This is a genomic window from Lentzea californiensis (genome assembly GCF_024648825.1).
GTDB lineage: Bacteria > Actinomycetota > Actinomycetes > Mycobacteriales > Pseudonocardiaceae > Lentzea > Lentzea californiensis.
The window spans coordinates 70,787-96,309 of record NZ_JANBBE010000003.1 but is presented as its reverse complement, the minus strand read 5'-3'; the positions used below and the strand labels follow the sequence as shown (position 1 = coordinate 96,309).

General features: G+C 70.5%; 28 protein-coding genes and 1 pseudogene. 9 read left to right on the top strand and 20 right to left on the bottom strand.

Translation table 11 applies throughout. The annotated features are described in order from the left end of the window. Positions 1-6 precede the first annotated feature (6 nt). On the bottom strand, positions 7-774 hold the full coding sequence (locus tag LX88_RS14720; protein ID WP_258948335.1) for an SDR family NAD(P)-dependent oxidoreductase: 768 nt from the start codon (positions 772-774) through the stop codon (positions 7-9). A gap of 85 nt (positions 775-859) precedes the next feature. Here LX88_RS14720 and LX88_RS14715 point away from each other — a divergent pair, with 85 nt between their 5' ends. Beyond that, positions 860-1,702, top strand: a complete 843-nt coding sequence (locus tag LX88_RS14715) for a helix-turn-helix transcriptional regulator (RefSeq protein WP_258948334.1) — start codon at positions 860-862, stop codon at positions 1,700-1,702. A 41-nt stretch (positions 1,703-1,743) separates the two neighbouring features. Here LX88_RS14715 and LX88_RS14710 read toward each other — a convergent pair whose 3' ends face one another. From LX88_RS14710 to LX88_RS44590, 13 genes and pseudogenes are all read right to left on the bottom strand, one after another. Next, positions 1,744-2,754 carry a hypothetical protein gene (locus tag LX88_RS14710; RefSeq protein WP_258948333.1) on the bottom strand — a complete coding sequence of 337 codons (1,011 nt, stop codon included), beginning with the start codon at positions 2,752-2,754 and terminating at the stop codon, positions 1,744-1,746. 29 nt (positions 2,755-2,783) lie between these two features. Further along, positions 2,784-3,338, bottom strand: a complete 555-nt coding sequence (locus tag LX88_RS14705) for an RNA polymerase sigma factor (RefSeq protein WP_258948332.1) — start codon at positions 3,336-3,338, stop codon at positions 2,784-2,786. 123 nt (positions 3,339-3,461) lie between these two features. Next, complete coding sequence (locus tag LX88_RS14700) at positions 3,462-4,154, bottom strand: GntR family transcriptional regulator (protein WP_258948331.1); 693 nt, start codon at positions 4,152-4,154, stop codon at positions 3,462-3,464. A gap of 77 nt (positions 4,155-4,231) precedes the next feature. Next, on the bottom strand, positions 4,232-4,990 hold the full coding sequence (locus tag LX88_RS14695) for a DeoR/GlpR family DNA-binding transcription regulator (protein ID WP_258948330.1): 759 nt from the start codon (positions 4,988-4,990) through the stop codon (positions 4,232-4,234). Between the two features lie 53 nt (positions 4,991-5,043). Beyond that, on the bottom strand, positions 5,044-5,970 hold the full coding sequence (locus LX88_RS14690; protein ID WP_258948329.1) for a carbohydrate kinase family protein: 927 nt from the start codon (positions 5,968-5,970) through the stop codon (positions 5,044-5,046). Then, positions 5,970-7,256 (bottom strand): alpha-galactosidase, encoded by a 1,287-nt coding sequence (gene melA, locus LX88_RS14685; RefSeq protein ID WP_258948328.1) that lies wholly within the window; start codon positions 7,254-7,256, stop codon positions 5,970-5,972. The genes LX88_RS14690 and melA overlap by 1 nt, the downstream gene beginning before the upstream one ends. Positions 7,257-7,259: 3 nt before the next feature. Continuing rightward, entirely contained in the window at positions 7,260-8,081 is an 822-nt protein-coding gene (locus LX88_RS14680) for a class II fructose-bisphosphate aldolase (protein ID WP_258948327.1), read from the bottom strand. Positions 8,082-8,084: 3 nt separating this feature from the next. Continuing rightward, a complete protein-coding gene (locus LX88_RS14675; protein WP_258948326.1) occupies positions 8,085-8,972 on the bottom strand; it encodes a 1-phosphofructokinase family hexose kinase in 888 nt (295 codons plus the stop codon). Continuing rightward, positions 8,969-9,880, bottom strand: coding sequence for an SIS domain-containing protein (locus LX88_RS14670; protein WP_258948325.1), 912 nt, complete (start codon positions 9,878-9,880; stop codon positions 8,969-8,971). Before LX88_RS14670 ends, LX88_RS14675 begins: the two co-directional genes overlap by 4 nt. A gap of 23 nt (positions 9,881-9,903) precedes the next feature. Beyond that, the gene (locus LX88_RS14665) at positions 9,904-10,545 is read right to left on the bottom strand and encodes a carbohydrate ABC transporter permease (protein ID WP_504928583.1); all 642 of its coding nucleotides are present in this window, start codon (positions 10,543-10,545) and stop codon (positions 9,904-9,906) included. A 161-nt stretch (positions 10,546-10,706) separates the two neighbouring features. Beyond that, on the bottom strand, positions 10,707-11,594 hold the full coding sequence (locus tag LX88_RS14660) for a carbohydrate ABC transporter permease (RefSeq protein ID WP_258948323.1): 888 nt from the start codon (positions 11,592-11,594) through the stop codon (positions 10,707-10,709). Beyond that, positions 11,591-11,821 (bottom strand): hypothetical protein, encoded by a 231-nt coding sequence (locus LX88_RS14655; RefSeq protein ID WP_258948322.1) that lies wholly within the window; start codon positions 11,819-11,821, stop codon positions 11,591-11,593. Before LX88_RS14655 ends, LX88_RS14660 begins: the two co-directional genes overlap by 4 nt. Before the next feature lie 86 nt (positions 11,822-11,907). Then, positions 11,908-12,798: pseudogene (locus tag LX88_RS44590) on the bottom strand (extracellular solute-binding protein); the annotation flags it as partial. A gap of 233 nt (positions 12,799-13,031) precedes the next feature. On the opposite strand from LX88_RS44590, the gene LX88_RS14645 reads away from it, so the two are divergent. After that, positions 13,032-13,880 carry an endo alpha-1,4 polygalactosaminidase gene (locus LX88_RS14645; RefSeq protein ID WP_258948320.1) on the top strand — a complete coding sequence of 283 codons (849 nt, stop codon included), beginning with the start codon at positions 13,032-13,034 and terminating at the stop codon, positions 13,878-13,880. A gap of 46 nt (positions 13,881-13,926) precedes the next feature. Here the strand turns inward: LX88_RS14645 and LX88_RS14640 are convergent, their stop codons facing one another. Further along, positions 13,927-15,156 carry an extracellular catalytic domain type 2 short-chain-length polyhydroxyalkanoate depolymerase gene (locus LX88_RS14640; protein ID WP_258948319.1) on the bottom strand — a complete coding sequence of 410 codons (1,230 nt, stop codon included), beginning with the start codon at positions 15,154-15,156 and terminating at the stop codon, positions 13,927-13,929. Between the two features lie 295 nt (positions 15,157-15,451). Between LX88_RS14640 and LX88_RS14635 the strand changes: the two genes are divergently transcribed. The 4 genes from LX88_RS14635 (at position 15,452) to LX88_RS14620 (ending at position 19,746) form a co-directional block, all read left to right on the top strand. Beyond that, positions 15,452-16,282 (top strand): PhzF family phenazine biosynthesis protein, encoded by an 831-nt coding sequence (locus tag LX88_RS14635; protein WP_258948318.1) that lies wholly within the window; start codon positions 15,452-15,454, stop codon positions 16,280-16,282. An 80-nt stretch (positions 16,283-16,362) separates the two neighbouring features. Next, positions 16,363-17,823: a PP2C family protein-serine/threonine phosphatase gene (locus LX88_RS14630; RefSeq protein WP_258948317.1), complete on the top strand. Its 1,461-nt coding sequence runs from the start codon at positions 16,363-16,365 to the stop codon at positions 17,821-17,823. A 5-nt stretch (positions 17,824-17,828) separates the two neighbouring features. Next, entirely contained in the window at positions 17,829-18,845 is a 1,017-nt protein-coding gene (locus LX88_RS14625) for a cobalamin B12-binding domain-containing protein (RefSeq protein ID WP_258948719.1), read from the top strand. A 130-nt stretch (positions 18,846-18,975) separates the two neighbouring features. Further along, on the top strand, positions 18,976-19,746 hold the full coding sequence (locus LX88_RS14620) for an MHYT domain-containing protein (RefSeq protein WP_258948316.1): 771 nt from the start codon (positions 18,976-18,978) through the stop codon (positions 19,744-19,746). Between the two features lie 3 nt (positions 19,747-19,749). On the opposite strand, the gene LX88_RS14615 is transcribed toward LX88_RS14620, so the two are convergent. Together LX88_RS14615 and LX88_RS14610 are read right to left on the bottom strand one after the other, a co-directional pair. Further along, positions 19,750-20,007: a Smr/MutS family protein gene (locus tag LX88_RS14615; RefSeq protein WP_258948315.1), complete on the bottom strand. Its 258-nt coding sequence runs from the start codon at positions 20,005-20,007 to the stop codon at positions 19,750-19,752. Then, on the bottom strand, positions 20,004-21,200 hold the full coding sequence (locus tag LX88_RS14610; RefSeq protein ID WP_258948314.1) for an MFS transporter: 1,197 nt from the start codon (positions 21,198-21,200) through the stop codon (positions 20,004-20,006). Before LX88_RS14610 ends, LX88_RS14615 begins: the two co-directional genes overlap by 4 nt. Before the next feature lie 73 nt (positions 21,201-21,273). On the opposite strand from LX88_RS14610, the gene LX88_RS14605 reads away from it, so the two are divergent. Then, positions 21,274-21,714, top strand: a complete 441-nt coding sequence (locus LX88_RS14605; RefSeq protein WP_258948313.1) for a helix-turn-helix domain-containing protein — start codon at positions 21,274-21,276, stop codon at positions 21,712-21,714. On the opposite strand, the gene LX88_RS14600 is transcribed toward LX88_RS14605, so the two are convergent. The 3 genes from LX88_RS14600 to LX88_RS14590 are packed head-to-tail and all read right to left on the bottom strand — an operon-like array spanning position 21,715 to position 23,333. Beyond that, the gene (locus tag LX88_RS14600) at positions 21,715-22,380 is read right to left on the bottom strand and encodes a DUF1345 domain-containing protein (RefSeq protein ID WP_258948312.1); all 666 of its coding nucleotides are present in this window, start codon (positions 22,378-22,380) and stop codon (positions 21,715-21,717) included. Further along, the gene (locus tag LX88_RS14595; RefSeq protein WP_258948311.1) at positions 22,373-22,714 is read right to left on the bottom strand and encodes an anti-sigma factor antagonist; all 342 of its coding nucleotides are present in this window, start codon (positions 22,712-22,714) and stop codon (positions 22,373-22,375) included. The genes LX88_RS14600 and LX88_RS14595 overlap by 8 nt, the downstream gene beginning before the upstream one ends. A 1-nt stretch (position 22,715) precedes the next feature. Beyond that, a complete protein-coding gene (locus tag LX88_RS14590) occupies positions 22,716-23,333 on the bottom strand; it encodes a DsbA family oxidoreductase (protein WP_258948310.1) in 618 nt (205 codons plus the stop codon). A 73-nt stretch (positions 23,334-23,406) separates the two neighbouring features. Here LX88_RS14590 and LX88_RS14585 point away from each other — a divergent pair, with 73 nt between their 5' ends. Both LX88_RS14585 and LX88_RS14580 read left to right on the top strand, forming a co-directional pair. Next, positions 23,407-24,420, top strand: a complete 1,014-nt coding sequence (locus LX88_RS14585; RefSeq protein ID WP_258948309.1) for a GTP-binding protein — start codon at positions 23,407-23,409, stop codon at positions 24,418-24,420. Continuing rightward, a complete protein-coding gene (locus LX88_RS14580) occupies positions 24,417-25,505 on the top strand; it encodes a GTP-binding protein (RefSeq protein ID WP_258948308.1) in 1,089 nt (362 codons plus the stop codon). Before LX88_RS14585 ends, LX88_RS14580 begins: the two co-directional genes overlap by 4 nt. Positions 25,506-25,523: the final 18 nt, after the last annotated feature.

The following is a 25,523-nucleotide window of genomic DNA, read 5'->3' as shown; positions in this document are numbered from 1 at the left end:
ACCTGATCAGGCGCCCGCCCCGCCGTCCACCGGCACCGATGCACCGCTCACCATCGAAGCCCGGTCGCTCAGCAGCCACGCCGCCACCTCGGCGACCTCGCGGGGCTCGGCCATGCGCCCCACCGGGCTCGTGGCGGTGATGTGCGCCTTGACGCCGGGCGTCGCGGCCTCCCACTGGTCGATCATCGCCGTCGCGGTGCCGCCGGGGGTGATGCCGTTGACCCTGATGCCGTCCTTGGCCCACGTGACGGCCGCGGTCTCGGTGAGGCTGTTGAGTGCGCGTTTCATGGCGCCGTAGGCGGGCAGGACGGGGTTGGCGCGGCGGCTGCCGATGCTCGACGTGTTCACGATGGCGCCGCCGCCGTGCCGGCGCATGAGGGCGGCTTCGGCGGTCATGGCGGTCCAGTGGGCGCGGAAGTTCACCTCGAACTGTTCGTCGATCTCGTCGTCGCTGGTCGTGTCGAGCGGGCCGGGTTGCTGGACGACGGCGGCGTTGTTGAAGGCGCCGTCGAGGCGTCCGTGCAGTTGCTCGACCTGGTCGATCGCGGTGCGGATGCCGGCGCGGTCGGCGAGGTCCAGCGTGATGGCGTCGGCGGTGCCGCCTTCGGCTCGGATCTCGTCGACGATGCGGGTCAGCGTGCCGGTGCTGCGGGCGGCCAGCACCACGGAGGCGCCTTCGTGGGCGAAGAGCCGGGCGGCGGCCTCACCGATTCCCCTGCTGGCGCCGGTGATCAGCACGATCTTGCCGGCGAGGAGTCCACTCGTGTTCGTCATGGCACCAGCCTCGGCCGTGTCCGGCGGCGTAGGCAGGCACAGGCTGTACCAGGCTGGGCGGCCACCCGCGGCTCATACTCGGGGTATGGACAAGCAGCAGCTCGGAGCGTTCCTGCGCAGCCGTCGTGAGCGGTTGCGGCCGCAGGACGTCGGGTTGACCGCGGGACCGCGGCGGCGGACGTCCGGGTTGCGGCGGGAAGAGGTGGCCGTGCTCGCGCACATCTCCACCGAGTACTACGTGCGGCTCGAACAGGGGCGGGCACCGCGGCCGTCCGCCGAGGTGCTCGCCGGGATCTCCGCGGCGTTGCGGCTGACGGACGCCGAGTCCGACCACCTCCACGTGCTCGCGGGAACGGCGCCCAGTCGCAACGGCAGGGTCCGGCGCGATGTCCGGCCGAGCATCCTCGCGCTGCTCGAACGGCTGCCGCGGACGGCCGGGTTCGTCACCTCGGCGATGTTCGAAGTGCTGGCGTGCAACGACCTCACGGCCGCGTTGATGGAGGACTTCCGCGAACTCGAACCACGGGAGCGCAATCTGGCGCGCCTGGCGTTCCTGGACCAGCGGCCGCTGTACGGGGTCTCGGATGCCGCGGAGTTCCGGCAGCACGTCGTCATGCAGCTGCGCAGCGCGCTCGCGCGGTACCCGGCCGATCCCGCGGTGTCGGAGCTGGTCGACGAGCTGCGCGCAGGCAGTCCCGAGTTCGCCCGGCTCTGGGAGCGGCACGACGTGCAGGCGGCGGTGGTGCTCACGAAGACCTTCCGGCACCCGAGGGTCGGGGAGATCACCATCGACTGCGACTCGCTCGCGCTCACGGACCGGGACCAGCACCTCGTGCTCTACAGCGCGCCGCCGGGATCGCGTGACGCGGAGGCGTTGGCGCTGCTGGACGTGCTGGGAGCGGAGGAGTTCACGACCGGGCAGCACTAAGAGGACCGAGACGTCCTCTCGGTCCTCTTAGGACTGATAGCTCAGATCTTGCCCGCCGCCACGTCGGCGAGGGTCACGCGCGACGACTTGTAGTCGGCCACGAAGGGCTTGCCGTCCGATCCCGCCGCCGGGATGGTCTCGGAACGGATCGGCAGGCCGTTGTCGGCGTTGACGGTCAGCACGTGCGTACCGTTTCCGCCCTGCAGGGCGGGCCCCGCGGTGAGGGTCAGCGCGGGCCGGCCCTCGGCGTCGGTCCTGCCGATGGTGACGTCCTTGATCGTGGCGAGCAGCTTCAGCACGCCCGCGCGGACCTCGGCGTTGGCCGCGCCGATGAACAGCGCGTACGTGGTGTTGCTCCACAGAGCGTTGTTGACGCCGTCCTCCAGCTCCTTGCCGGTCGGGCGCGGCTTGGGCGCGGGCACCGGCAGGCCCTTCAGGCGGAAGACCTCGGCAGTCGCCTCCTGGCGCTGCGCCCACTCCTTCTCCTGCTCGGCGGTGCTCTTGCCGAGCGCCCAGCCGGGCGAGACGTTGACCATCGCGTTCTTGGCCTTCTCCACGTCACCGTTCGCGGCGAGACGGGCCGCCGCCATCACGTTCGCGTCGTACTCGGTGGCCAGGTCCTGGCCCTTGGCGGCCGCCGCCGACAGGGTCTTCGCCGAGTCGCCGTGGAAGGTCTGCCCCTTGTCCGTGTAGACGGTGTAGAAGACGTAGGGCGAGTTGTCCGGCGCGATCGTCGAACGGACGATCAGCGACGCGTCACCGGGCTGCTCGCTCGCCTTGACCTCGGAGGCCAGCTTCACCAGCGGCGAGTCGACCACCTGCGGGGCCGCGACCGGCGGAGCGGCCGGAACGCTGCCCCTCGTCGTGCCCATCACCACCGCCGTCGCCACGGCTGCCGCGCCGACGGCGGCGATACCGGCCTTGGGCCACGAGAACCAGCGCTTCGGCCGCAGAACCGTGGCGGTGGGTTCGGCCATCGCGGCGCTCAGCGCCGTGCGGGCACTGTCGTACGCCTCAGGGCGTGGGGACGGCACGTCACGCATCTTCTTCATCAGATCCATCTCATCCATGGGGTGTCTTTTCACGTTGTCGGGACTTGCAGCAGCGCGACCACCTCGGGTGCGTCACGCAGTGCCTTGCGCGCTTGGTGCAGCAGGCGACGGGCCGTGCCCGCCGGGATGGCGAGCACCCGTCCTGCTTCGGCGACGGTCAGGTCCTCCCAGGCGACCAGGCCCAGCACTTCGCGCTCGTCCGGCTTGAGCCGTGCCAGTGCCTGCCGCAGCAGTGCCTGCGTGTCCACGCGGGCGTCCACTTCGGGCCAGGGATCCCACTCGTCCGCCAAGCGGGTGATATCTGGGGCCGGCTCCTCCGCCGGTCCGGACCGCCAATGCCGTCGCAGCCTGTTCAGCGCGACGCCGTACAGCCAGGGCCGGGCCTCGGGGTACGAGCGGTCGTAACTCGCCCGCGACTCGAAGGCCGCCACCCACACCTCACCGAGCACGTCCTCGGCGGTCTGACGTCCTACTCGGCGCGCGAGGTAGTTCCCGATCGCGGTCTCGTGCCGGCTGACCACTTCGACGAAGGCATCGGTGTCTCCGCTCAGCGATCTGCCGATCAGTTCCGCGTCTGACGACATGAAGCTCCTCGGGTTTCGCTTCGCCTTACACCCCGTCTTTGCCAACGCGCGCCGAAACCGTTCAGGTTGCTTCGGCCGCGGACGAAGATCGCAGGTCAGCGGAGGTAGAGGAGCCGGCAGGGCCTAGCCGTGTGCCCGCATTCGCCTGAGCAGGTGCTGTTCGGCGACGTCGAAGTACTTCCGCAACGCCTCTTCCGCCTCGCGGACGGCACCACCATCGGCGAGTTCGAGGATGTCGCGGTTGAGCTGCACGTAGTTCTCGTAGAACTCGCGCTGGTCGCCCATGTGGTGGAACACCAGGCGCATCTCCGCGAGCAGCCGCCGCACCTCCTCGTCGAGGCGGGCGCTGCCGGCCAGACCGGTGATCGCGAGGTGGAACCGCACGTTGCCGGTGGCGACGTCGCTCCAGCGCTCCGCCTGCGCGGACTCCCGCTGGAACCGCACGGCGTCGCGCACCGCCTGACGCTTCTCCTCCGGCGCCGTCGGCCACGCGCTGAGCGCACCGCCCTCGATCACGCGCCGGGCGGCGTAGAGGTCCACGATGTCCGCCACGCCGGGCGTGCGCACGAAGACGCCCCGGCTGTGCTCGTGCACCAGCAAACGTTCGCGCGTAAGGAGTCTGAACGCCTCTCGCAGCGTGTTGCGGGCGACGCCCAGTGCGGTGCGCAGTGCTTCCTCGGACAGGCGGGTGCCCGGCGGGAGGTCACCCTCCATGACACGGGTCCGGACGAAGTCGGCCACGCGTTCCGCTGTGCTGACCCTGCCGAGCGCGTCGCCGTCGGCGGTCAGTGAGGCAAGCCAGTCCGCGCCCGTCATGCGGTCACTTTATGGGCTCGGCGGTGCGGAAGCCGTTCGTCCAGAAGCCACCAGTCGCAGAACGGTCCGGCGCCCACCTAGGCGACGACCACCTCGACACCGGCCGCGCGCAACCGGTCCAGTTCCGCGGTGGGTGCCGAGGAGTCGGTGATCACGACGTGGACGTCCGTGATCCCGGCGATGCGCGAGAACGCGCGCTTGCCCACCTTGGAGCCGTCCGCGAGCACCACCACGCGGTCCGCCGTGCGCAGCAGGCAGTGGTCGGTGTGGGCCTCGACCTCGTCGTGCGTCGTGATGCCGCCGCGCGCGTCGATGCCGTCGACGCCGAGGAAGACGAGATCGAGGCTGATGCCGGCGAGAGCCCGGTCGGCGATCGGGCCGACCAGTTCGTAGCTCTCCGGGCGCACGCCGCCGCCGGTGACGACCAGGTCGATCGTGGGGCGGGGGCACAGGTCCGAGGCGATGTTGAGGGCGTTCGTCACGACCTTCAGCTGCCTGGTGCCGGCGAGGAGGCGGGCGAGCTCGGTCGTCGTCGTGCCGCCGTTGAGGCCCACCGAGTGGACGGACTCGGTGACGAACTTCGCGGCGGCCTCGGCGATCTGGCGCTTCTCCTCGCGGCGGCCCACCCGGTAGCGCAGCGGCAGTTCGTAGATGACCTCCGCCGCCACCGCGCCGCCGTGGGTCCGCTTGAGCAGCTTCTGCTCTTCGAGCGACTGGAGGTCCCGGCGGATCGACGCGACCGACGTGGCCAGGTCCTCCGCGAGCCCGGTCACCGTCACCGAGCCCGCGTCCGCGAGCTTCCCCAGGATCGCCGCCAGGCGCTGCTCTTGACGCATCCGATCAGCATAACGCACTAATCATGCTCGGTTTGGCACCACTTGAGCACTAATCACGCACTTTGCGTGCTCGTTATCTCGACGCGCTGTGCCAGGTCCGTCGCCTCGGCCCAGGTCGGCTGCGTCGCGACTCCCCCGGCGCCGCGCGTCGACAGCGCTCCCGCCGCCGCACCGAGCGCCAGTGCCGCACGCAGGTCGCCGTTCCGCAGCCAACCGGCCAGGAAACCCGCGTCGAACGAGTCACCCGCGCCGACCGTGTCCACCGGTTCCGCGACGGGTGGGCGTGCGGTGATCCGTTCGCCGCCGGACAGCGCGACGCAGCCGTCCCTGCCCGCCTTGACGACCGGAAGCGTGCCGGCGGCGGCGAGCACGGGCAGCGGGTCCACAGCACCGGTGAGCGCGACCGCCTCGGCCTGGTTCGGCAGCACGAAAGTGCACTGCTCCACCAGGTCCTCGGACAGCTTCCACGTTCCGGACGGGTCGTCGTTCGTGTCGAGCGAGGTGGTGGCACCACGAGCGCGCACCGTCCGGAACACCTCGGGCAGACCGGCGGCGAGGCGGGGCTGCAGGAAGTACGACGCCGCGTGCACGTGCCGGGCCGCGACCGCCGGAACGTGCTCGGGGCCGAAGGCGGCCAGGCATCCCGGCGCCGTCAGGATCGCCCGGTCTCCCCCGGCCTGGTTGAGGCACAGGGTCAACGCCGTCGGCAACGACTCGTGCCGGACGCACGCGCTGATGTCCACGCCTGCGGACTTCAGCGCGTCCAGCACGAAGTCGCCTGCCGCGTCCCGGCCGACCATCGCGGCGAGACCGACCTGCAGCCCCAGCCGCGCGGCGCCGTGCGCGACGATCGCCGCAGACCCGCCGAGTGCGAGAACTCCCTGTTCCACCAGCGTTTCCGACTGCCCGTACGCGGGAGTGGCGGGGGCACCGAACACGAGCACGTCCGGGTTCGCGTCACCGATCACGAGGAGGTCCATCAGGCGCCTCGCAGCGTGGCGGGCAGCAGGTCGCCGTGTGCCGCGGTCATGGCGGCGACGAGGTCGTCGATCTGGGTGACGGTGAGCGCGGCGGCCGTCGCCGGGTCGCACAGGGCCGCGTGCCGGACGTGCCGGGGGTCGCCCTCGACCGCCGCCGCCACGGTCAGGTCGACCACGTTGAGGAAGTTGCGGTTCAGGGCCGCCAGCTGACGGGGCAGGGCGCCGACGTGGTGCGGGTGCACGCCGAGCCGGTCGAGCGTCGCGGGCACCTCCACGGCGGCTCCCTGCGGCAGGTTGGAGATCAGGCCGTGGTTCGCGACGTTCACCTGGATCGTCCGGCGCTGCCCGGTGACCAGGCTGTGGATCACCTGCGGCGCGTACTCGACGGCGTCGTCGGACAACGGCGGCGGTGGATCGCCGGCGGCCAGCGCGGCACGGGTCTTCTCGTACGTGGCCACGTTCTCCGCGCTGATCGTCGCGTAGTCGCGGACGGGCAGGCGCAGTCGCTCCACTTCGGACTGGTGCCGCAGGTACCACGGCACGTACTCGGACGAGTGCTCGCTCGTCTCGGTCGGGTAGAAACCGAACCGGCGGTACAGGTCGACGCGCGTCCGCCGGGTCAGCCCCGGATCGGCCTCGATCGCGGCGTCCAACGCCGGGTACAGGTCACGTCCCCCGTGCTGCCACCGCAGGATCCACGCCTGGTGGTTCACGCCGGCGGAGAGGAAGTCCACCTCGTCGTGCGGCACCCCGACGAGCGCGCTGAGGTCGTGGATGGTCCAGTGCACGGAATGGCACAGCCCCGCCACCTTGAGCCGCGGCGCGACGGTCGCCAGGTACTGGATGTTCATGGCCATCGGGTTGGTGTAGTTCAGCAGCCACGCGTCCGGGCAGACGGCGAGCACGTCCGCCGCGAGCCCGTCCAGGAACGGGAACGTGCGCAGCCCGCGGAAGATCCCGCCGATCCCCAGGGTGTCGCCGATGGTCTGGCGCAGGCCGAACGACTCCGGCACGTCGAAGTCCGTCAGCGTCGCCGCGTGGCCGCCGATCGCGACCATGTTGACCACGACACCGGCGCCCTCCAACGCTTCCCGGCGCGACAGCGAGGTGCGGACGTGCGCGGCACCGGCCAGGCGGGTCAGTGCCGCCGCGACGTCCAGCCGTTCGGCGTCGACGTCGTGCAGCGAGATGGTGACGTCCGCCAGTTCCGGGAACGACAGCACGTCGCGCAGGAGCTGCCGGGTGAACTCGACGGAGCCCGCGCCCACGAAGGCGATGGTGAGCATGGATCAGCCTTTCAGTACGCGGATGAGCCGGGCGACCTCGGCGGACACGGCCTCACGTCCGGCGCCGAGGTAGCGCCGGGGGTCGACGAGAGCGGGGTCGTCGTCGAGGGCGGTCCGCACGCTGGCGGTGAAGTGCTTGTTGAGCTGCGTGGCGATATTGATCTTCCACATCCCCGCCCGCACGGCCGCCGCGAGGTTCTCGTCGGCGACACCGGACGACCCGTGCAGCACCAGCGGCACCGGCACCGCCTTGTGCAGCAACGCGATCAGCTCGAAGTCCAGCTGGGCGTCGCGGCTCAGCATCGCGTGCGAGGAGCCCACGGCGACGGCGAGGAAGTCCACCGCGGTCGCCTCCACGTACGCGGCGGCCTCGTCCGGGTCGGTGCGCGCACCCGGCGCGTGCACGCCGTCCTTCCCGCCGATCTCACCGAGTTCCGCCTCGACGCCGACGCCGGCCTCGTGACACCAGCGCACGACCTCCGCCGTGCGGGCCACGTTCTCGTCGTGCGGCAACGCGGAGGCGTCGAACATCACCGACCCGAACCCGAGCTCGACGGCCTCCCGCACGAGCTCCTCCGAGGTGGCGTGGTCGAGGTGCACCGCGATCGGCACGGTCGCCGCGGCGGCGACGGAGAGCGCGGCGGCACCGATCGGGCGCAGAGAACCGTGGTAGCGCACGGCGTTCTGGCTGATCTGCAACACGACGGGTCTTCCGGTCTCCTCGGCCGCGGCGGCGATCGCCTCGGCGTGCTCGACCTGGATCACGTTGAACGCGGGCACCGGCGCGGGTCCGCCGATCATCTCGCGAAGCTTCCCCAAGGGCATGTTCTAGTCCTCTGGAACTGGTCTGGGCGTGACGTCCGCCCGGTGCTGGTCGTAGAAGGCGCGGTCGAAGTCGCCGGCGAGCGGGGCGCGCACCGCCGCGGCGGACAACGCCACCGCCGCGGCGAGGCGTTCCGGCCACGGCAGGTCCCAGCCGGCGACCAGCGCGGCCACGGCGGCGTCACCGGCACCCGTCGGGTTTCCGCTGATCACCTCCGGCGGAGCCGCCGCCCACACGCCATCGGCGGTGTGAGCGGTCATTCCGCGCGCACCGTCGGACACCAAAGCCGCCGTGGCACCGAGAGCGAGTGGATCGTCCACTTCGGACGCTGCCGCGAGCTCGCCGCGGTTCGGGGTGATGACGGCGGGCCCGGCGGCGGCTCCGAGGGCCAGCGCCGGTCCGCCGGCGTCCAGCACCACCGGCACGGGTGCGGCGCGCACGAGCGTCGCGTAGGCGTCGTCCGGGAGCCCTTGCGGCAGTGAGCCGGACAGCACCACCACGTCGGCGTTCGCGACGAGTTCCGAGTAGCGACCGAGGAATCCCGACCACTCCTCGGGCGTGACGACCGGTCCCGGTTCGGCGAAGAGCGTCGCCTGGCCGGAGCCGGTCACGACGGTGACCGTGCGCCGGGTCTCTCCCGCGATCGCGAACATCGCGTGCGGCACGTCGGATCGGCTCAGGTCCTCCCGCAACGCGGCACCCGCCGCCCCGCCCACGAGCCCGGTGGCGACCACCGGGACGCCGAGAGTGCGCAGCATCCGGGCCACGTTGACGCCCTTGCCACCCGCGCGCACGGCCACGTCGGAGACGCGATGGGTGTCGCCCGGCACGAGCGCGGCGACGCGGTAGGTGACGTCGAGCGCCGCGTTGAGCGTGACGGTCAACGCCCTCACGGCGTGCCGTTCAGGATCACCGACCGGGTGAGGTTGCGCGGGGTGTCGGGCGTGAGTCCGCGCAGCAGTGCCACCTCCACGGCGAGCCGGTGCACCGCGACGAGTTCGGCGAGCGGGTCGCGGTCGCGGGCGATCCACCGGCCGCCCGCCCCGGCGACGTCGAGGCCGAGGCCCTCGGGAGGGGTGCCGAGCACCCAGACCAGCGAGCCCTCGTCGGTGATGGCGATCGGCCCGTGCCGGTACTCGGCGGCCGGGTAGGACTCGGCCCAGCTCAGCGATGCCTCACGCATCTTGAGCGCCGCTTCGGCGGCGAGACCGGTCGTCCAGGGCGCGCCGCCGAGGAACGTGAACTGGTTGCGTTCCACCAGGTCCGCGCCCAGCGGCTCGGCCAGTGCCTGCTCCGCGTCGAGGACCGCGCGGTCGAGCCGTTCGCCCAGATGAGCGCGCAGCAGCACGAGTGCGGTGGTGGCGAACCGCGTCTGCACGACCGAGCGCTCGTCGGCGAACTCCAGCGCGACGACATGATCGGCCAGTTCGGTCACCGGTGTGCCGGGGGTGCCGACGATGGCCGTCGTCGGCACGTTCAGCCGCCGCAGCACGTCGATCACCTCCGTGGTGGTGCCCGAGCGGGTCAGCGCGACGACCCGGTCGTAGGTGCGGCCGAACGGGAACTCGGAGGCGGCGAACGCGTCGGTCTCCCCCAGCCCCGCGTCCTCGCGCAGCCGGGCGTAGGCCTGGGCCATGAACCACGACGTGCCGCAGCCGACGACCGCGACGCGTTCGCCGGGCGCGGGAAGGGCGGCCACCACACCGGGTTCGGCGGCGAGGGCGATCGCCCGGCGCCAGCAGGCCGGCTGGGACGCGATCTCGGCCGTGGTGTGCAGCTGCGCGGCGGAGGTGCTGTGCATGGCGGATTCCTTTGGTTGTTCAGTCACTTGATGCCCGCTGCGGCCACCGACCGCACGAAGAACCGCTGGGCGAAGAAGAAGACGAGCAGGACGGGCAGCTGGCTGAGCACCGTGCCGGCCATGAGCTTCGGCCAGTTCGTGGTGTGCGCGCCCTGGAAGCTCTGCAGTCCCAGTTGGACGGTCATGGTGCCCGGGCTCTGCACGACGATGAGCGGCCACAGGAAGTCGTTCCAGGTCTGCAGGAACGTGAGCACCGCGAGGGTCGCGAGGGTGGGCCGCATCAACGGCAGCAGCACCTGCAGCAGCGTCCGCAGCCTGCCCGCGCCGTCGATCCGCGCGGCCTCCTCCAGCTCGCGGGGCAGCGTGGTGAAGAACTGCCGCATCAGGAACACGCCGAACGCGGTGGCCAGGTTCGGCGCGATCAGCGCACCGAGCGTGTCGACCAGCCCCAGCTCCCGCATCATGATCAGCAACGGCAGCATGACGATCTGGAACGGCACCATCAGCGTCGCCAGCATCAGGAAGAACGCGACCCTGCCGCCGAAGAACGGGATGCGCGCGAAGGCGTACCCCGCCAGTGAGCAGAGCAGCAGGTTGCCGGCCACGCAGACGATGGAGACGACGAAGCTGTTGACCAGCCACGAACCCAGTGGCGCGTCCCGCATCGCCGCGAGGTAGTTCTCCCACTCGATCCCGCTCGGCAGGCCTGGAGGGAACCGCCTCGACTCCTCCTGGGTGGACACCGACACCAGCAGCATCCAGACCAGCGGCGTGACCATCAGCGCCGAGAGCGGCAGCAGGACCAGGTGCAGTGCGCTGGGCCTTCTCATCGAACCTCGTAGTGGGACCGGCGGTTGAATCGCAGCTGCAGGAGGGTGAAGGCGGCGATCAGCAGGAACACCGCGCAGCCGATGGCCGCCGCGTAACCGCCGTCGAAGCTCACGAAGGCCTCGTTGTAGAGGTGGTAGACGAGCACGGTGGTCGCGCGCAGCGGCCCGCCCTTGGTCGTCACGTACACGGCGTCGAAGAGCTGCAGGCCGTTGATCGTGAGCCACACCAGCAGGAAGCCGGTGGCGGGTGACACCAGCGGCAGCTCGACGTGCCAGAACGACCGCACGCGGCCGCAGCCGTCCAGGGAGGACGCCTCGATCAGGTCCTTCGGCACGTTCTGCAGCGCCGCCAGGTAGATGATGACCGCGAACCCGAGCCAGCCCCACACCGTCATCGCCACCACGGCGAACAACGCCTGGCCCGGATCGGAGAAGAAGCCCTGCTTCGGCAGGCCCGCGGCGTCCAGCGCCGCGTTGACCAGCCCGAACTGCGGGTTCGCCAGCCAGCTGAACATGATGCCGGTCGCGACCGTCGAGGTCACCAGCGGCACGGACACGGCGAGCCGGTACAGCACGACGCCGCGGATCGCCTGGTTGAGCATCACCGCGATCGGCAACGCGAGCGCGAGCGTGACCGGCACGAACAGCGCCACGTAGACGATCGTGCGGCGGGCGGCGTCCCAGAACAGCGGGTCGGCGACGAGCTTCGCGTAGTTGTCGCCACCCGCGAACGTGCCGGGCGAGGTGAGATCGGTGTGCTGGAAGGAGAGCACGAACGACCACACGACGGGGACGAGCCCGAACACCCCGATCAGCACCACGGCGGGGGCGGCGAACCCCCACCCGGCCGCGTGGTCGGCGAGTCTGCGCCGGTCGAGCGTCATGAGCCCGCCAGCGCCTGGTCGACCTCGCCGCGGGCCTGGTCGAGCGCGGCCCGCGGTTCGGCCTGGCCGAGCAGGACCGACTGCACGGCGGTGCCGAGCACCTGCGAGATCTTCGGGTACTGCGGGATGTTCGGCCGGGACTTCGTGACGTTCTTCGCGAGGTTGTCGACGAACACCTTGGTGCCGGGGTACTTGGCCTCGAACTCGGCATAGCCGGAGAGATCCACCTCGGACTGCCGGATCGGCAGGGGCCGGTCTCCATCGCGAACTCGAGGTGGATCTCCGCGGAGAGCAGCCACTTCAGGAACGGCAGGGCGTTCGTGCGGCCGTTCTCACCGAACACGACGAAGGTGTCCGGGCCCGCGATCGTCGCGTGGGTGACCTTGCCCGGCAGGACCTGCACGCCGTACGACACGTCCTCGTTGATCGAGCCGAGGTCCCACGGCCCGGTCCAGAGCATCCCGATCCGGCCGGAGTTGAAGAGGTTGAGGTACTGCTGGTCGCCCGCGTCCAGGTACACCGACTTGTCCGTGACGGCCATGTCGCGCAACAGCTGCATGGCCTGCGTGCCGGCGTCCGAGGCGAACGCGGCCTTCTTGCCGTCCGCGGACAGCAGGTCGCCACCGGCCTGCCACAGCAGCGCGAGGAACCGCCACACCGTGTCCTCGGTGCCGTCGTTGACGTAGGCCCAGCCGAACCGGCCGTCACCGCTGAGCTTCCGCGCCGCGGACCGAAAGTCGTCCCACGTCCAGGTCTCGGTGGGGTGCGCGATCCCGGCCTCGTCGAACAGCTTCTTGTTGTAGACGAGCGAAAGGTTGTCGACGAGCGCGGGGACGCCGTAGACCTTGCCGTCGACGGTCGCGGCCTCGCAGCCCGCCGGGAAGAGGTCGTCCCAGTCGAACGCCGCGTCGCCGCGCAGCAGGTCGGTGAGGTCCTGGGTCTGCGGGCGGCCGGTGAGCCCGGTGATCGAGGAGCCGTACTGGTAGGCGACCTCCGGCGGGTTGCCCGAAGCGAACGACGCCAGCGTCTTCTGCAGCGCGTTGTCGTTGCCGCCGTTGAAGACCAGCTCGACCTGCAGGTCGGGGTGCGTGGTGTTCCAGCGCGCGGCGAGCTTGTCGAACGCCGCGGCCTCCTTGTCGGTGTAGCCGTGCCACACCTTCACCTTGCCGTCGCCGCCGGAACCCGTTCCGCAGGCCGCCGTCATGACCAGTGCGGCGCCCATCGTCAGCACCGTCCGGCGACTCAGCCCTCTGCCGTGTGCCATGTCGACTCCTCAGGGGTGGGGGCGGCTCTGTGGTGGGGGACCCTAAGCGGAAATCGCTCAAACAAGCAAGCATTCTGACCGGATGAGATTGCTTTCTGGCCTTCAGTGCCTGTTCTCGCTACAATCGCTCAGACCCAATCACCTTTCGTGAGCGATCAAGGAGTCAGGCGCTTATGACCTCCCCTGCGCGCGCCCTCACCGGGACCGCCCTCGCCGCACTCGCCCTCGCGGCCTGCGTCGCCGGGCCACTGGCCTCGTCCAGTCAGGCCGACGGCATCTCGGCGGCGGCCATCGAACTGCCCCCGGTCGGCGCGGTGCTCGACTACCAGCTCGGTGCCGCGTACACGCCGCCACAGGGCGTGAACCTGGTGACCCGCGACAGCACCGCCTCGCCCGCCGCCGGTGTCTACAACATCTGTTACGTCAACGGGTTCCAGTCCCAGCCCGGGGACCGCGACGTCTGGCTGAACCAGCGCGGCCACCTGGTGCTCAAGGACTCGTCCGGCAGGCCGATCATCGACCCGAACTGGCCGGACGAGTTCCTGCTCGACACGTCGACCGCGGCGAAGCGCACCGAGCTCGCCTCGATCATCGGCCGCACCATCGACCAGTGCGCCGCCAAGGGCTTCAAGGCCGTCGAGGTGGACAACCTCGACTCCTACCTGCGCTCCCGCGGCAAGCTGAGCGTGAACAACAACCTCGCCTACGCGAAGCTGCTCGCCGACCGCTCGCACGCCAAGGGCCTCGCGATCGGCCAGAAGAACTCCGCCGAACAGGCGGCCCGCGGACGCTCCGAAGTCGGGTTCGACTTCGCGGTCTCCGAGGAGTGCCACCGGTGGGAGGAGTGTTCGTCCTATTCGGACGTATACCTCGAGCACGTGATGGACGTCGAGTACACCGATGACCTGCGCGGCACGTTCGAGGACGTGTGCAACGACCCGGACACCCCTGCCACCACGACGTTGCGCGACCGCTACCTCGTCGGGCCGGGCCAGTCCGGGTACGCGTTCGACCACTGCTGACGGGTCCGGGGTGGCGGTGCTCGCCGCCACCCCGGAGCTCAGCCGGTCAGCACTTCACCCAGTGGTTCGGCGAGGTCTGCCGGACGGTGCTGGTGGTGAAGGTGTTCCACAGCCCCAGCGACTGGTTGGAGCCCAGCGCGTAGGTCTGGCCCAGCGTGACGTAGGCGCGACCGGCGACGGTGTGGGCGTAGTTGCTGGCGGTGACGCAGTCAGAGGTCGGCGGCGTGGTGGTGGTCGTGGTCGTTGTGGTGGGCGGTGGTCCTCCGGCGCTCAAGGCCTTGACCATGTTCATGACGGCCGTCATCTGCGGACCGGTCTTCAGCGCGTACTGCGGCGACTGGTAACCCCACCAGTCCCAGCAGCCGCGCGGATTCCCGGTCATCGTGGTGGCCTGCGGGTAGAGCACGATCATGTTGTTGGTGTCGGCGTACTCGTTGAGGTACGCCTTGTCCATCAACGCGTTGCCGATCAGCCCGAAGTACTGGTAGCAGCCGTGGAGCGTGACCATCAGCTTGCACGGCCCCGTCTCGCACGACCGTGGCACGTAGGCGAAACCCTCGCGTCCCATGCTGATCGACGCCGCGTTGCCGCCGGGCACGTAGGCGTTCTGGTCGAACTGGACGAGCTTGCCGGACAACGTCGAGGCGGCCGCGTTCACCGGACCGGTCAGGTGTCCCAGCATCTCCCTGACCACGTCGGTCCCGCACTTGTTGACGTACGGCGAAGCCGTGGCACCGCAGGCGTTCGGGCCGATCGGGCTGATCCAGGCGTGCCCGGCCGCGGTGGTGTTGTTGTACGCGACCCGTGCGCCGAAGTCGCGGTAGTAAGTGGCCAGATCGTCGTTCACCACACGGGCGACGGTGTTGTCCGAGCTGCCGTGGAACAGCCAGACCGGGTCGCCCGAGAGGTTCTGCGGCGGATCGAGAGTGCCCGCCGCCGCCCGGTTCCTGGTCAGCTGCTCCAGTTCGGCCGGCGTCTTGCGCGCCTGGAAGGTGTCCATGCACGCGTACAGCGCGGTGTTCAGGTTGTTCTGCGCGCAGTCGTAGGCGCCGGCGGAGAAGATGCCCGCGCCCTGGAAGACGCTCGAATACGCGACGTGGAGCTGGTTGGCGAGGTAGCCGCCGGACGACACGCCGCTGACGTAGGTACCGGTGATGTCGTACTTGGTGAGCGTGCCGGGCTGCGGCGGCGGAACCGCCGCGAGCGAGATCGACAGGGATGCCGCGGCCAGACCTGTGGCCGCCGCGAGTGCCACGAGCGCGTTCCTCAATCGCATGTGTTCGCCTCCGTCATTGCAGGCAGGACATGTGATCGAGGTTAAGAGCCGGTAACTGGACGGCACCACGTGTGAGCCCACCACCTCGCGCACTCACCAGACGTCGACACGCACCATTGACTAGTGGTGCGACCCGGCCCGTTGGCGAGCGAATGCACGCTCAGCAGGGCACCTCGCGGCGCCGCCCCCACGCCCCCGTACAACCGTACGAGGACGTGGGGGCGACACCACGATGCACCCGTCTGACCGCACATTCCCCCGGCAACCTTCCGGGCCACACCACTACCTTGACCGTATGCGGACGTTCAGCCAGGTCGACGTGTTCACCGACGAGTTCACCAAAGGCAACGCGCTCGCGGTCGTGCACGACGCGGAAGGCCTCACCACCGAGCAGATGGCGGCGTTCGCGAACTGGACGAACCTCGCGGAGACGACGTTCCTCCTCCCTCCGGAGAACCCCGCCGCCGACTATCGGCTACGAATTTTCACGGTGAGCCGCGAGCTGCCTTTCGCGGGCCACCCGACGCTCGGATCGGCCCACGCGTGGCTGGCCGCCGGGAACACCCCGCGCGACCCGGACCGGCTGGTGCAGGAATGCGGTGCCGGTCTGGTGGAGGTGCGCCGCGACGGCTCGCGGCTGGCGTTCGCCGCCCCACCGCTGCTGCGCGGCGGTCCGGTCGAGGACCACTCGGCTCTCGCCGCGGCGCTGGCGATCACACCGGAGGAGATCGCCGGTGCGCAGTGGGCCGACAACGGGCCTGGGTGGGTCGCCGTGCTGCTGCACTCGGCCGCGGCCGTGCTGGCGTTGCGGCCCGACTACCAGCGGTTCGGTGAGTTCACGGGCATCGGGGTGGTCGGGCCGCACCCCGACGGTGGCGAGGCGGCGTTCGAGGTGCGGGCGTTCATCAACGAGGGCGGCCGGTTCGAGGAAGATCCGGTGACGGGCAGCCTCAACGCGTCGATCGCGCAGTGGCTCATCCCGGCGGGGATCGCCCGGCAGCGCTACGTCGCGGCCCAGGGCACCGCGCTCGGCCGCCGGGGCCGGGTGCACCTCTCGCAGGACGGCGGCGAGATCTGGGTGGGCGGGAACTCCGTGACCGGCATCACCGGCCGGGTGATCTTGTGACCGTCCCATGAGGACCAGTACCCCGCTCGGGGAGGTCTCAAACGTTGTTCTTGATCGGCTTCGGGTGAGACAATCGCAGCGTGGTCACGGTTTCCAGCTGGTTGCGTGCTCCGTGTCCCGCCCTCGTCGTTGACGCCGTCGGTGCGGTGCACGGCATGAACGACGCCGCAAAATCGCTCATCCCCGAACAGGTCTCGCCGTCGCAATGGCGGCACGGCGAGTCCGTGCACATCGCGGAACGCAGCTACACCACGCACCGGGTCGACAACGAGGACGACTCGGTCACCTGGTGGCTGCTCGACGAGACCGACCTGGTGCTGGAACGGGAACGGGCCGCACTGCTGTCACGGGTGTCCAGCGCCCTGATGACGTCGCTCAACCCCGAGCGCTGCATGACCGTCGTGGCCGAGATGGCCGCCGAGCACCTCGCGGACGAGGTCCTGGTGATCGCGCCGCGGTCGGGCGACGGGCACCCCGTCACGCGCTGCCGCCGGGGTGAGGCGCCGACCTACGAACTGCGGCACGTCGACGTCGAGGCCGTGATCGGGCTCAGCGAGGCGCTGCGCGGGTTCCCGCCGGTGCCGTCGCGGTGGATCGACCCGGCCGCGGCGCCGGACTGGCTGGCGGGCGACGTGTCGTCGATCGTCGTGACTCCGCTGCCGGGGCACGGCGTGCCGGCGGGTGCGTTGATCCTCATGCGCCGCGACGCGCACTTCACCGAGGACGAAGAGGCGTTCGCGCGGCTGTTCGCCTCACGGGCGGGCGTGGCGATCTCGGCGGCGAGCCTGTTCACCCAGCAGGCCGTGATCACCGAACGGCTGACCAACGACCTGCTGCCGCCCACGCTGCGCCGCTACGAGCACGTCGAACTGGCCGGCCGCTACCGCGCGGCGGCCGACACCGAACGCGTCGGCGGCGACTTCTACGACGTGCACGAGCTGCCGGACGACGAGCTGTTCGTCGTGCTCGGCGACGTCTGCGGCAAGGGGCTCGACGCGGCGGCGCAGACCGGCAAGGTGCGCACGGCCGTGCACGCGCTCCTGCAGGTCGTCACCGACCACGACCAGATGCTGCACGCCCTCAACCAGGCGCTGCTCACGACGGACAAGTCCCGTTTCATCACCACCGTCGTCGGCACCGTGCGGCCGGTGGACGAAGGTCTCCGCGTGAAGCTGACCTCGGGCGGGCACCTGCCGCCGTTGATCGTGCGGGCGGACGGCCAGGTCGAGGCGGCCAGGACGAAGGGCACGCTCGTCGGCATCCTGCCGCGGATCATGACGTCGACCGACGAGGTGGTGCTGGCGCCCGGTGACTCGTGCCTGCTCTACACCGACGGCATCACCGAGGCCCACGGTGGCCCGCTGGGCGACGAGGAGTTCGGCGAGGAACGCCTGCGCCGCGCCCTGACGGCCTGCGGCGGCATGCCGGCCGAGGCGCTGGTCGAACACGTGCACATGCTCGCCGCGCAGTGGGTCGGCCAGAACGAGCACGACGACATGGCGGTCCTCTCGATCACCGCGCCGCGCAGGAGGTCTTCTTGAACAGGGTGGTGACCACGGCCGACGCCCTGTGGGAGGCCGCGTTCGCCGGCGACGAGCACCTCGCGGCGGACGTCGTGCTGGACGCCGCCGCCGAGCTGGGCCACGAGACCGTGCTGCTCGACGTGATCGGCGCGGTGCAGCACCGGGTGGGCCGGGAGTGGGCCGCGAACCGGATCAGCGTGGCCCAGGAGCACGCGATCACCGCCATCAACGACCGCGCCGTCACCGCGCTGTCGATCACCAAGCCCCGGCGGCAACCGGAGCACGGACGCGTGACGGTGGCCTGCGTCGACGGCGAGTGGCACGCGCTGCCCGCGCGCCTGCTCGCGGAAGTGTTGTCGTTGCGCGGTTTCGCCGTCGACTACCTGGGCGCGCAGGTGCCCACGCCGCACCTCATCACCTACCTGCACCGCACGGGTCCGGACGTGGTGGCGCTGTCGAGCTCGATCGCCACCCGGCTGCCGGTGGCGCACTCCACGATGACGGCGTGCCAGGCGACCGGCGTGCCGGTGATGGTGGGCGGCGCGGCGTTCGGCGTGGACGGTGCGTACGCGCGGCGGTTCGGCGCGAACGCCTGGGCCGCCGACGCCCGGTCCGCGGCCGACATGCTGCTGTCCCGGACGCTGACGGCGCCGGGCACGCCCCATCAGCCCGTCGACGACCTGCCGCACCTCGCGGACCAGGAGTACACGCTGGTGTCCCGCAGCGCACGCGACCTCGTGCGGTCGGTGTACCGGGGGCTCGAGGACCGTGTGCCCGCCATGCGGACCTACAGCGACGAACAGCGGCAGCACACGGCCGAGGACCTGGCGCACATCGTGGACTACCTCGCGACCGCGCTGTACGTGGACGACGACGCGTTGTTCCGCGAGTTCCTCTCGTGGACCGGCGCGGTGCTCGACGCCCGCGGGGTGCCGTCGCAGGTGCTGGAGCCCGCGCTGGAACTGCTCGCCGCGCAGCTGCGTGATTTCCCGCGCGCCCAGCGAATGCTCGCTCAACCGGCCAGATCGCTGTCCGCGTAGACGCACTGTAGTCCTATGTGGACGGTTTTGGTGCACTGCGCGTGCCCGGCCGGTCGCCCTTCGTGTTAGTGGATTTCATTGTCCACAACAGCCTTGTGTCCAATAGATTTGAAATGTTTTCATCTCGCTCATGGACATGGGGACCTTCACGCCGCTCGCCGCCTATGCCGTGGCGTTCCTCGGCTCCGTCCTGGGTCTCCTGTCCGCGGAACGAGCGCGGCACGCGACCAGGACGACGCGCAACTGGTGGATCGGCGTCGCCGCGGTGTCGATCGGCGGGCTCGGCATCTGGGGCATGCACTTCACCGCGATGCTCGGCACGTGGATGGGCGCGAACGTCTCCTACGACATCCCGATCACGTTGCTGAGCATGATCGTCGCCATCGTGGTCGTCGCCGCCGGCCTCTTCCTCGTGCGGCGCTACGGCATCAACGGCGACACGCGCTTCTGGCCTCTCGCCGCGGGCGGGCTCGTCACCGGGCTCGGCGTCGCCGCGATGCACTACACCGGCATGTCCGCGATCGTGATCAACGCCGACGTCAGCTACAACCCCGGTCTCGTGGCACTGTCCGTCGTGATCGCCGTGGTCGCCTCGACCGTCGCGCTGTGGTTCACGCGGAAGGTCAGCGGCCTGCTGGCCGTCATCGGCGCCGCCCTGGTGATGGGCGTCGCCGTCACGGGCATGCACTACACCGGCATGTACGCCATGAGCATGGCGCACGACCACAGCGCGTCGATCGTCGTCGGCAACTCGCAGGAGCTGATCACGTCGCTGATCATCGGCGGCGCCGGCGTCAGCGTGGTCATCATCTTCCTGCTCGCCCTCACCACGGACGACCAGGAGAGCCGCGAGGAGGCCGAGCTGCTCGACCGCGTGATGCGGCGCACCAGCCAGGGCTGAGCTCTACTTCAAGTGCACCAGCACCATTCCGTCGTTGCCCGGCGCGATTTCCACGCGCCGGTAGAGCTTCTTCACGTGCGGCTGCTTCAGCATCGCGAGCACGCGGCTCTGGAGCTTGCCGGACCCCTTGCCCGTGATGATCTCGACCAGGGGCACCTTCTGACCGGCCGCGCGGAACAGCGCGTTGCGGACGGCCTGGGCGATGTCCTGGTCGCTGCGGAAGATCGGGTGCAGGTCCACGGTCAGCTTCTCCAGGCTCACACCACGCATTCTGCCTGAGCCACGCGGGGCATCACCGCGAGTCCCGCCAGCGCGCCGCCCGCGGTGACCACGCAGGCGACCACCACGGCGGCGGACAGCGACACCGCCTGCGCCAGCAGCGGTCCGGCCAGTGCGCCGATCAACGTCGCCAGCGCCTCCGCGGTCAGGAACACCGCGCTGATCCGGCCGAGCGCCTCGTTCGGCACCGCCCGCTGCAACGCCGTCTGCGGTGTCACGAGCGTCATCGAGCCGAACACGCCGATCGCGACACCGGCGGGCAGCGCGACGACCAGCGAGGTCGAGCTGAAGAGCACGAGGAACGCCACGGCGGTCGCCAGCTGGCTCGCCGCGAGCAGGAGCCGCGGCCGCACCCGGTCGACCAGCCCGCGGATCACCACGGCGCCGAGCAGGAACCCGGCGCCGAGTGCGGACACCACGAGCCCGATCTGTTCGCTGCCACCGAGTTGCCGGATGCCGAACGGCACGAGCAGCGCGCTGAGCGAGGCGTTCGCCATGAGGAACACCGCCGTCAACGGCAGCAGTGCCCTCGCGATCGGCAGGCCCCGCAACACCTTCCAGCCGCCGGCGAGATCGGCGAGCACCCGCTTGCTCACCGCCCGCGCCGTGGTGCGCCTGGTCGACGCGATCGCGACGGCCGACACGAGATAGCTCGCGACGTCGATCCAGATGAGCGTCTGGAAGCCGGCGAACGTCAGGATCACCGCACCCAGTGGCGGCGCAACGAGGCGGACCGTGCCGTCGACGGCCGCGTTCAGCGAGTTCGCGCTGCTCAGGCCTCTGCCGGTGCCGACGATGGCCGGGACCTGCGCCTGTGCGGCCGGGCGGAACAGCACGGCGCCCGTGCTCTCCGCGATCAGCGCGGCGTAGACCAGCCAGAGCGAGTGCCCGGCCGTCGCGAACAGCATCAGCGCGACCGCGGCGGCGCGGAACAGGTCCGCGGTGATCATCACCCTCCTGCGGTCCCAGCGGTCGGCCACCACGCCCGCGAACGGGCCGAACAGCAGCGGCGGCAGGTACTCGGCGACCAGCGTGAGACCGGTCGCGAGCAGGGAACCGGTGAGCGCGTACACGTGGGCCGGGATCGCGATCACCAGCAGCCACGAGCCCAGCAGGCTCACCGTTCGCCCGATCCACAGCAACCGGAAATCACGGACCTTCAGCGCTTCGAGCACTGCCCACCCCCAGGTAGTAGTCTTGAGAGAATAGGAGCGCTACTTGAAGTGTTCTGTCAAGATAGGAGCGGTCGTGCCGAACGAGCCCATCGGGCCGAGACTGCGCGCGCTGCGGCAGGCGTCGGGCCGGACCGTCGCCTCGGTCGCCGCCGACGCCGGGCTGTCCGTGCCCTACATCGCGAACCTGGAGAACGGCAGGGGGAACCCGACGACGAACGCGTTGGGCAGACTCGCGTCCGCGCTCGGCACCGAGCTGTCGATCGGGTTCTCGTCGGACCCGCTGGCGACGGCCGGACCCACGCCTCAGAGCGTGGTGAAGCTGAGCAGGAGCAGGCGTTTCCGGGCGACCGCCGCCGCTCTCGCCGAGAAGTCGGGCCAGGACCCTCAGGACGTGGCCGCGCGGCTGATCGGCGCGTGCGTCCTGCTCACGGAGGCGCTCGGGCACGAGGCGGGCGAGCACGACTGGTGGCGGGTGCTCGACGCGCTGGTGCTCATCGCGGAGCACCCGGCGTGATCACTGACTGCTGATGCTCGCGACCAGGTTGATCGTCGTGGCCAGCACGCCGGTGCCGAACAGGTACGACAGCAGGGAGTGCTTCAGTGCCGTGCGGCGCATTTCGCGGCAGGACAGGCTCGTGTCGGACACCTGGAACGTCATGCCGATGCTGAACGCGACGTACGCGAAGTCGCCGTAGTCCGGCGGTTCGGGCTGGTTGAAGTCGATGCCGCCGTCGGCGCCGTAGTAGTAGAGCCGCGCATAGCGCAGGGTGAAGATCGTGTGCACCACGGTCCACGACAGCACCACGGACAGCACGCCCAGCCCGACGCGCAGCAGTTCGGACGCGCCGCTCGTGTGTGCCGCACGGGCCAGCACGAAGCCCACGGACACCAGGCTCGCCAACGCCGCCACGATCAGCACGACCTCGGCCACCCGGCGGGTGGGGTCGTTGCGGACGGCGTGCTGGGCGGTCTCCTCGGCGTGCATCGGCCAGATGACCAGCCACGCCCGCACGAGGTACACCAGGGTCGCGACGTCCCAGCCGACCAGCAGGCCGAACTCGCCGTGGCCGGTCAGCGTGACGGCGAGACCGCTGACGAGGCCCGCCGCGATCGCGACCACGACCTTGGTGCGGTCCAGCACGAAGCCGGCCGGCATCGGCCGGGACGGCAGGTCAGGCACGCAACGCCGCGTCCAGGTCGAGGTACAGGTCGAGGGTCTCGGTCAGCGTGGTGGCCTTCAGCGCGCGCAGCACGCTGCCCCTGGGCGACACCAGGCGCAACGGGACGCCGCGGTCCTCGCCGATCAGGTGGTACTCCACGAGCACCGAGAGGCCGGCCGACGCGAAGAACTCGACGGCGCTGAGGTCCAGCACCACGGGGAGCCCGGCGCCGAACGCCTCGGAAAGCTTGGCGCGCAACAGTTCCGCGGTGTAGGAGTCAACCTCGCCCTCGGCGCGCAGCACGACCGCGCCGGGGACGTTCTCGGACTCGACAGTCAACGTGGTCTCTTCCACCTCAGGCCTCCCATGCCTGCGTCAGCGCCCGCCCGAACAGTTCCGCCGGCTGCGCACCGGCCACGGCGAGACGTCCGGCGACGACCACGAACGGGACGCCGGAGACACCGATCTCCCGTGCGCGCTGCTCGTCGGCCCGCACCTCGCCGGCGTACACCGCCGGGTCTTCGAGAACGGTCTTCACGTCGGCGGCGTCGAGCCCTGCCTCCGTCGCGATCTCGGTCAGCGACTCGGGCGTGAACAGCGACCGTGCCTGCCCGAAGTTGGCGTGCAGCACGGCGTCGAGGACCTCGGCCTGGACGCCGCGCTCCCCCGCCAGGTGCAGCAGCCGGTGCACGTCGAACGTGTTGCCGACCTCCCGGTCCAGCCGGTACTCGAGGCCCTCGTCGCGCGCGAGCTGGGCGACGGAGTCCTCCATCTCGGCGGCGCGCGGGCCGAACTTGGTGGCGAGCATCGCCTGCACGGACTCGACGCCGTCCTTGTCCGGATCCAGCTCGAACGCGCGGTGCACCACGGTGACCTCGGCGCGGTGCTCGAACCCGGCCAGCGCCTTGTCGAAGCGCGCCTTGCCGATGTAGCACCACGGACAGATGACGTCAGCCCAGAACTCGACCTGCATCGTTCGATCATGTCACGCCCGCGCTGCCACGTCCGTTCAGAAACGATAATCGTTGTCATGTAGGCTCCCGGTCATGGCAGCACGGGTCGTATTGGTAGCCGGGTTCACCCACCACGACGTGGCCGACGAACTCTGGCGGGCATCACCGGAATCATCGCTGGTCAGGCATGATCTGAGCAGCCTGGCCGAGGGTGTGGTGCGGCGCTGGGCGGACGGCCGGCTCACGGTGCTGGAGCTCGCGCACGGATGCGTCTCGTGCACATTGCGACTGGACCTCGTGCCGTTGCTCGAAGGGCTGGACGGGCGGGTCATCGTGCAGCTCGACCCGATGCTCGAACCGGAGGCCGTCTGCTTCGCGCTGAGCGAGACCGAGGTGGAGGTCGAGGCCGTCGTGACGGTGATCGACACCACCACCTGGCTCGAGGACGCGACCGGCGCCGACTCGCTCGCCGACCGCGGGATGCGCGCGGCCGAGGGCGACGAGCGGACCGTCGCGCAGGTCGTGGTGGGACAGGCCGAGTTCGCGGACGCGCTGGTGCTGACCGGTCCTGGTGACCCGGTGCTCACCGCCGTGCTCGACCGCCTCACGCCCGGTGCGCCACGCCAGCTGCTGCCCGAACTCGACGTCGTCACGTTGCTCGGCGCCATTCCCGCCACCTCACGTCGCGGCGAGATCGACGACGGCTTCGGCTCACTGCTGTTCGGGCGGCCGTCGCTGGAAGCGGCGCACGGCGTGTCCGTCGTCCACTTCACCGACCGGCGCCCGTTCCACCCCATGCGGTTGCACAACTGCATCGACGTGCTGCTCGACGGCGTGGTGCGCGTCCGCGGCCGGGTGTGGGTGGCGAGCCAGCCCGAGGCGGCCCTGTGGGTGGAGTCCGCGGGAGCCGGGCTGCGCGTGGGCAACCTGGGGCCGTGGGAGGGCGAGCGCGACCAGGAGGTGGTCGTGATCACCACGTCCGCCGACGCCGCCGGGATCACCGCGGCGCTGAGGGACGCCCTGGTCACCGACGAGGAGCTCGGGCTGATCAGCGAGCTCGACTTCGCCGACCCGTTCGCCGACTGGCACGAGGAGTCGGAACTGTGACGCGCACTCCCGTGACCGTGCTGTCCGGTTTCCTGGGAGCCGGCAAGACCACACTGCTCAACCACGTGCTCACCAACCGCGAGAACAGGCGGGTGGCGGTGATCGTGAACGACATGAGCGAGGTCAACATCGACGCCGCGCTCATCGACCGCTCCACCGAACGCCTCGTCGAGCTCACCAACGGCTGCATCTGCTGCACGTTGCGCGAGGACCTGCTCGACAGCGTCGGCGAACTGGCGCGCTCCGGCCGGTTCGACACGATCCTGGTCGAGTCGACGGGCGTCTCCGAGCCGATGCCGGTCGCGGCGACGTTCGAGTGGACGTTCTCCGACGGCACCAGCCTGTCCGACCACGCGCGGCTCGACACGATGGTGACGCTGGTCGACGCGGCGGGGTTCCTGCGCGAACTGGCCAAGGGGGATGTCTCCGACCTGCTCGTGGACCAGGCCGAGTTCGCCGACGTGCTGGTGGTGAACAAGACCGACCTCGTCACCTCCGGCCAGCTAGCGACGCTCGACGCAGTGCTGCGACGCCTCAACCCGTCCGCACGGCTGCTGCACGCGCGCCGGGGCGTCGTCGAGCTCTCCGACGTGCTCGACACCGGCCGCTACGACCCGGTCGCCGCCGCGCAGGCACCGGGCTGGGCCCAGGAGCTGGCCGGCGGGCACACCCCGGAGACCGAGGAGTACGGCATCCGGTCGGTCACCTACCGCGCGTCGCGCCCGTTCCACCCCGCCCGGCTCGCGGACGCGCTGGCGGACTGGGAAGGTGTGTTGCGCAGCAAGGGTTTCTGCCACATCGCGACCCGGCCAGGCGTGCTGGCCGTGTGGTCGCAGGCGGGCCCGCACCTGGTCATCGAGCCGGGTCAGCTGCTCGACTCCCCCGCCGCACGCCAGGAGCTGGTGTTCATCGGGGTGGACCTCGACGTCACCGGGCCGGCCCGTCGCCTGGATCCCGCGCTGCTCACCGACTCCGAGCTGGCGGCCGGGCCACAGGTGTGGCGGACGTTCCCCGATCCGTTGCCGGAGTGGGACTACAGCGATCTGCACGACCACGGGCACATGCCAGCGCTCCCAGCACGATGACCGTCAGCCACACGTAGG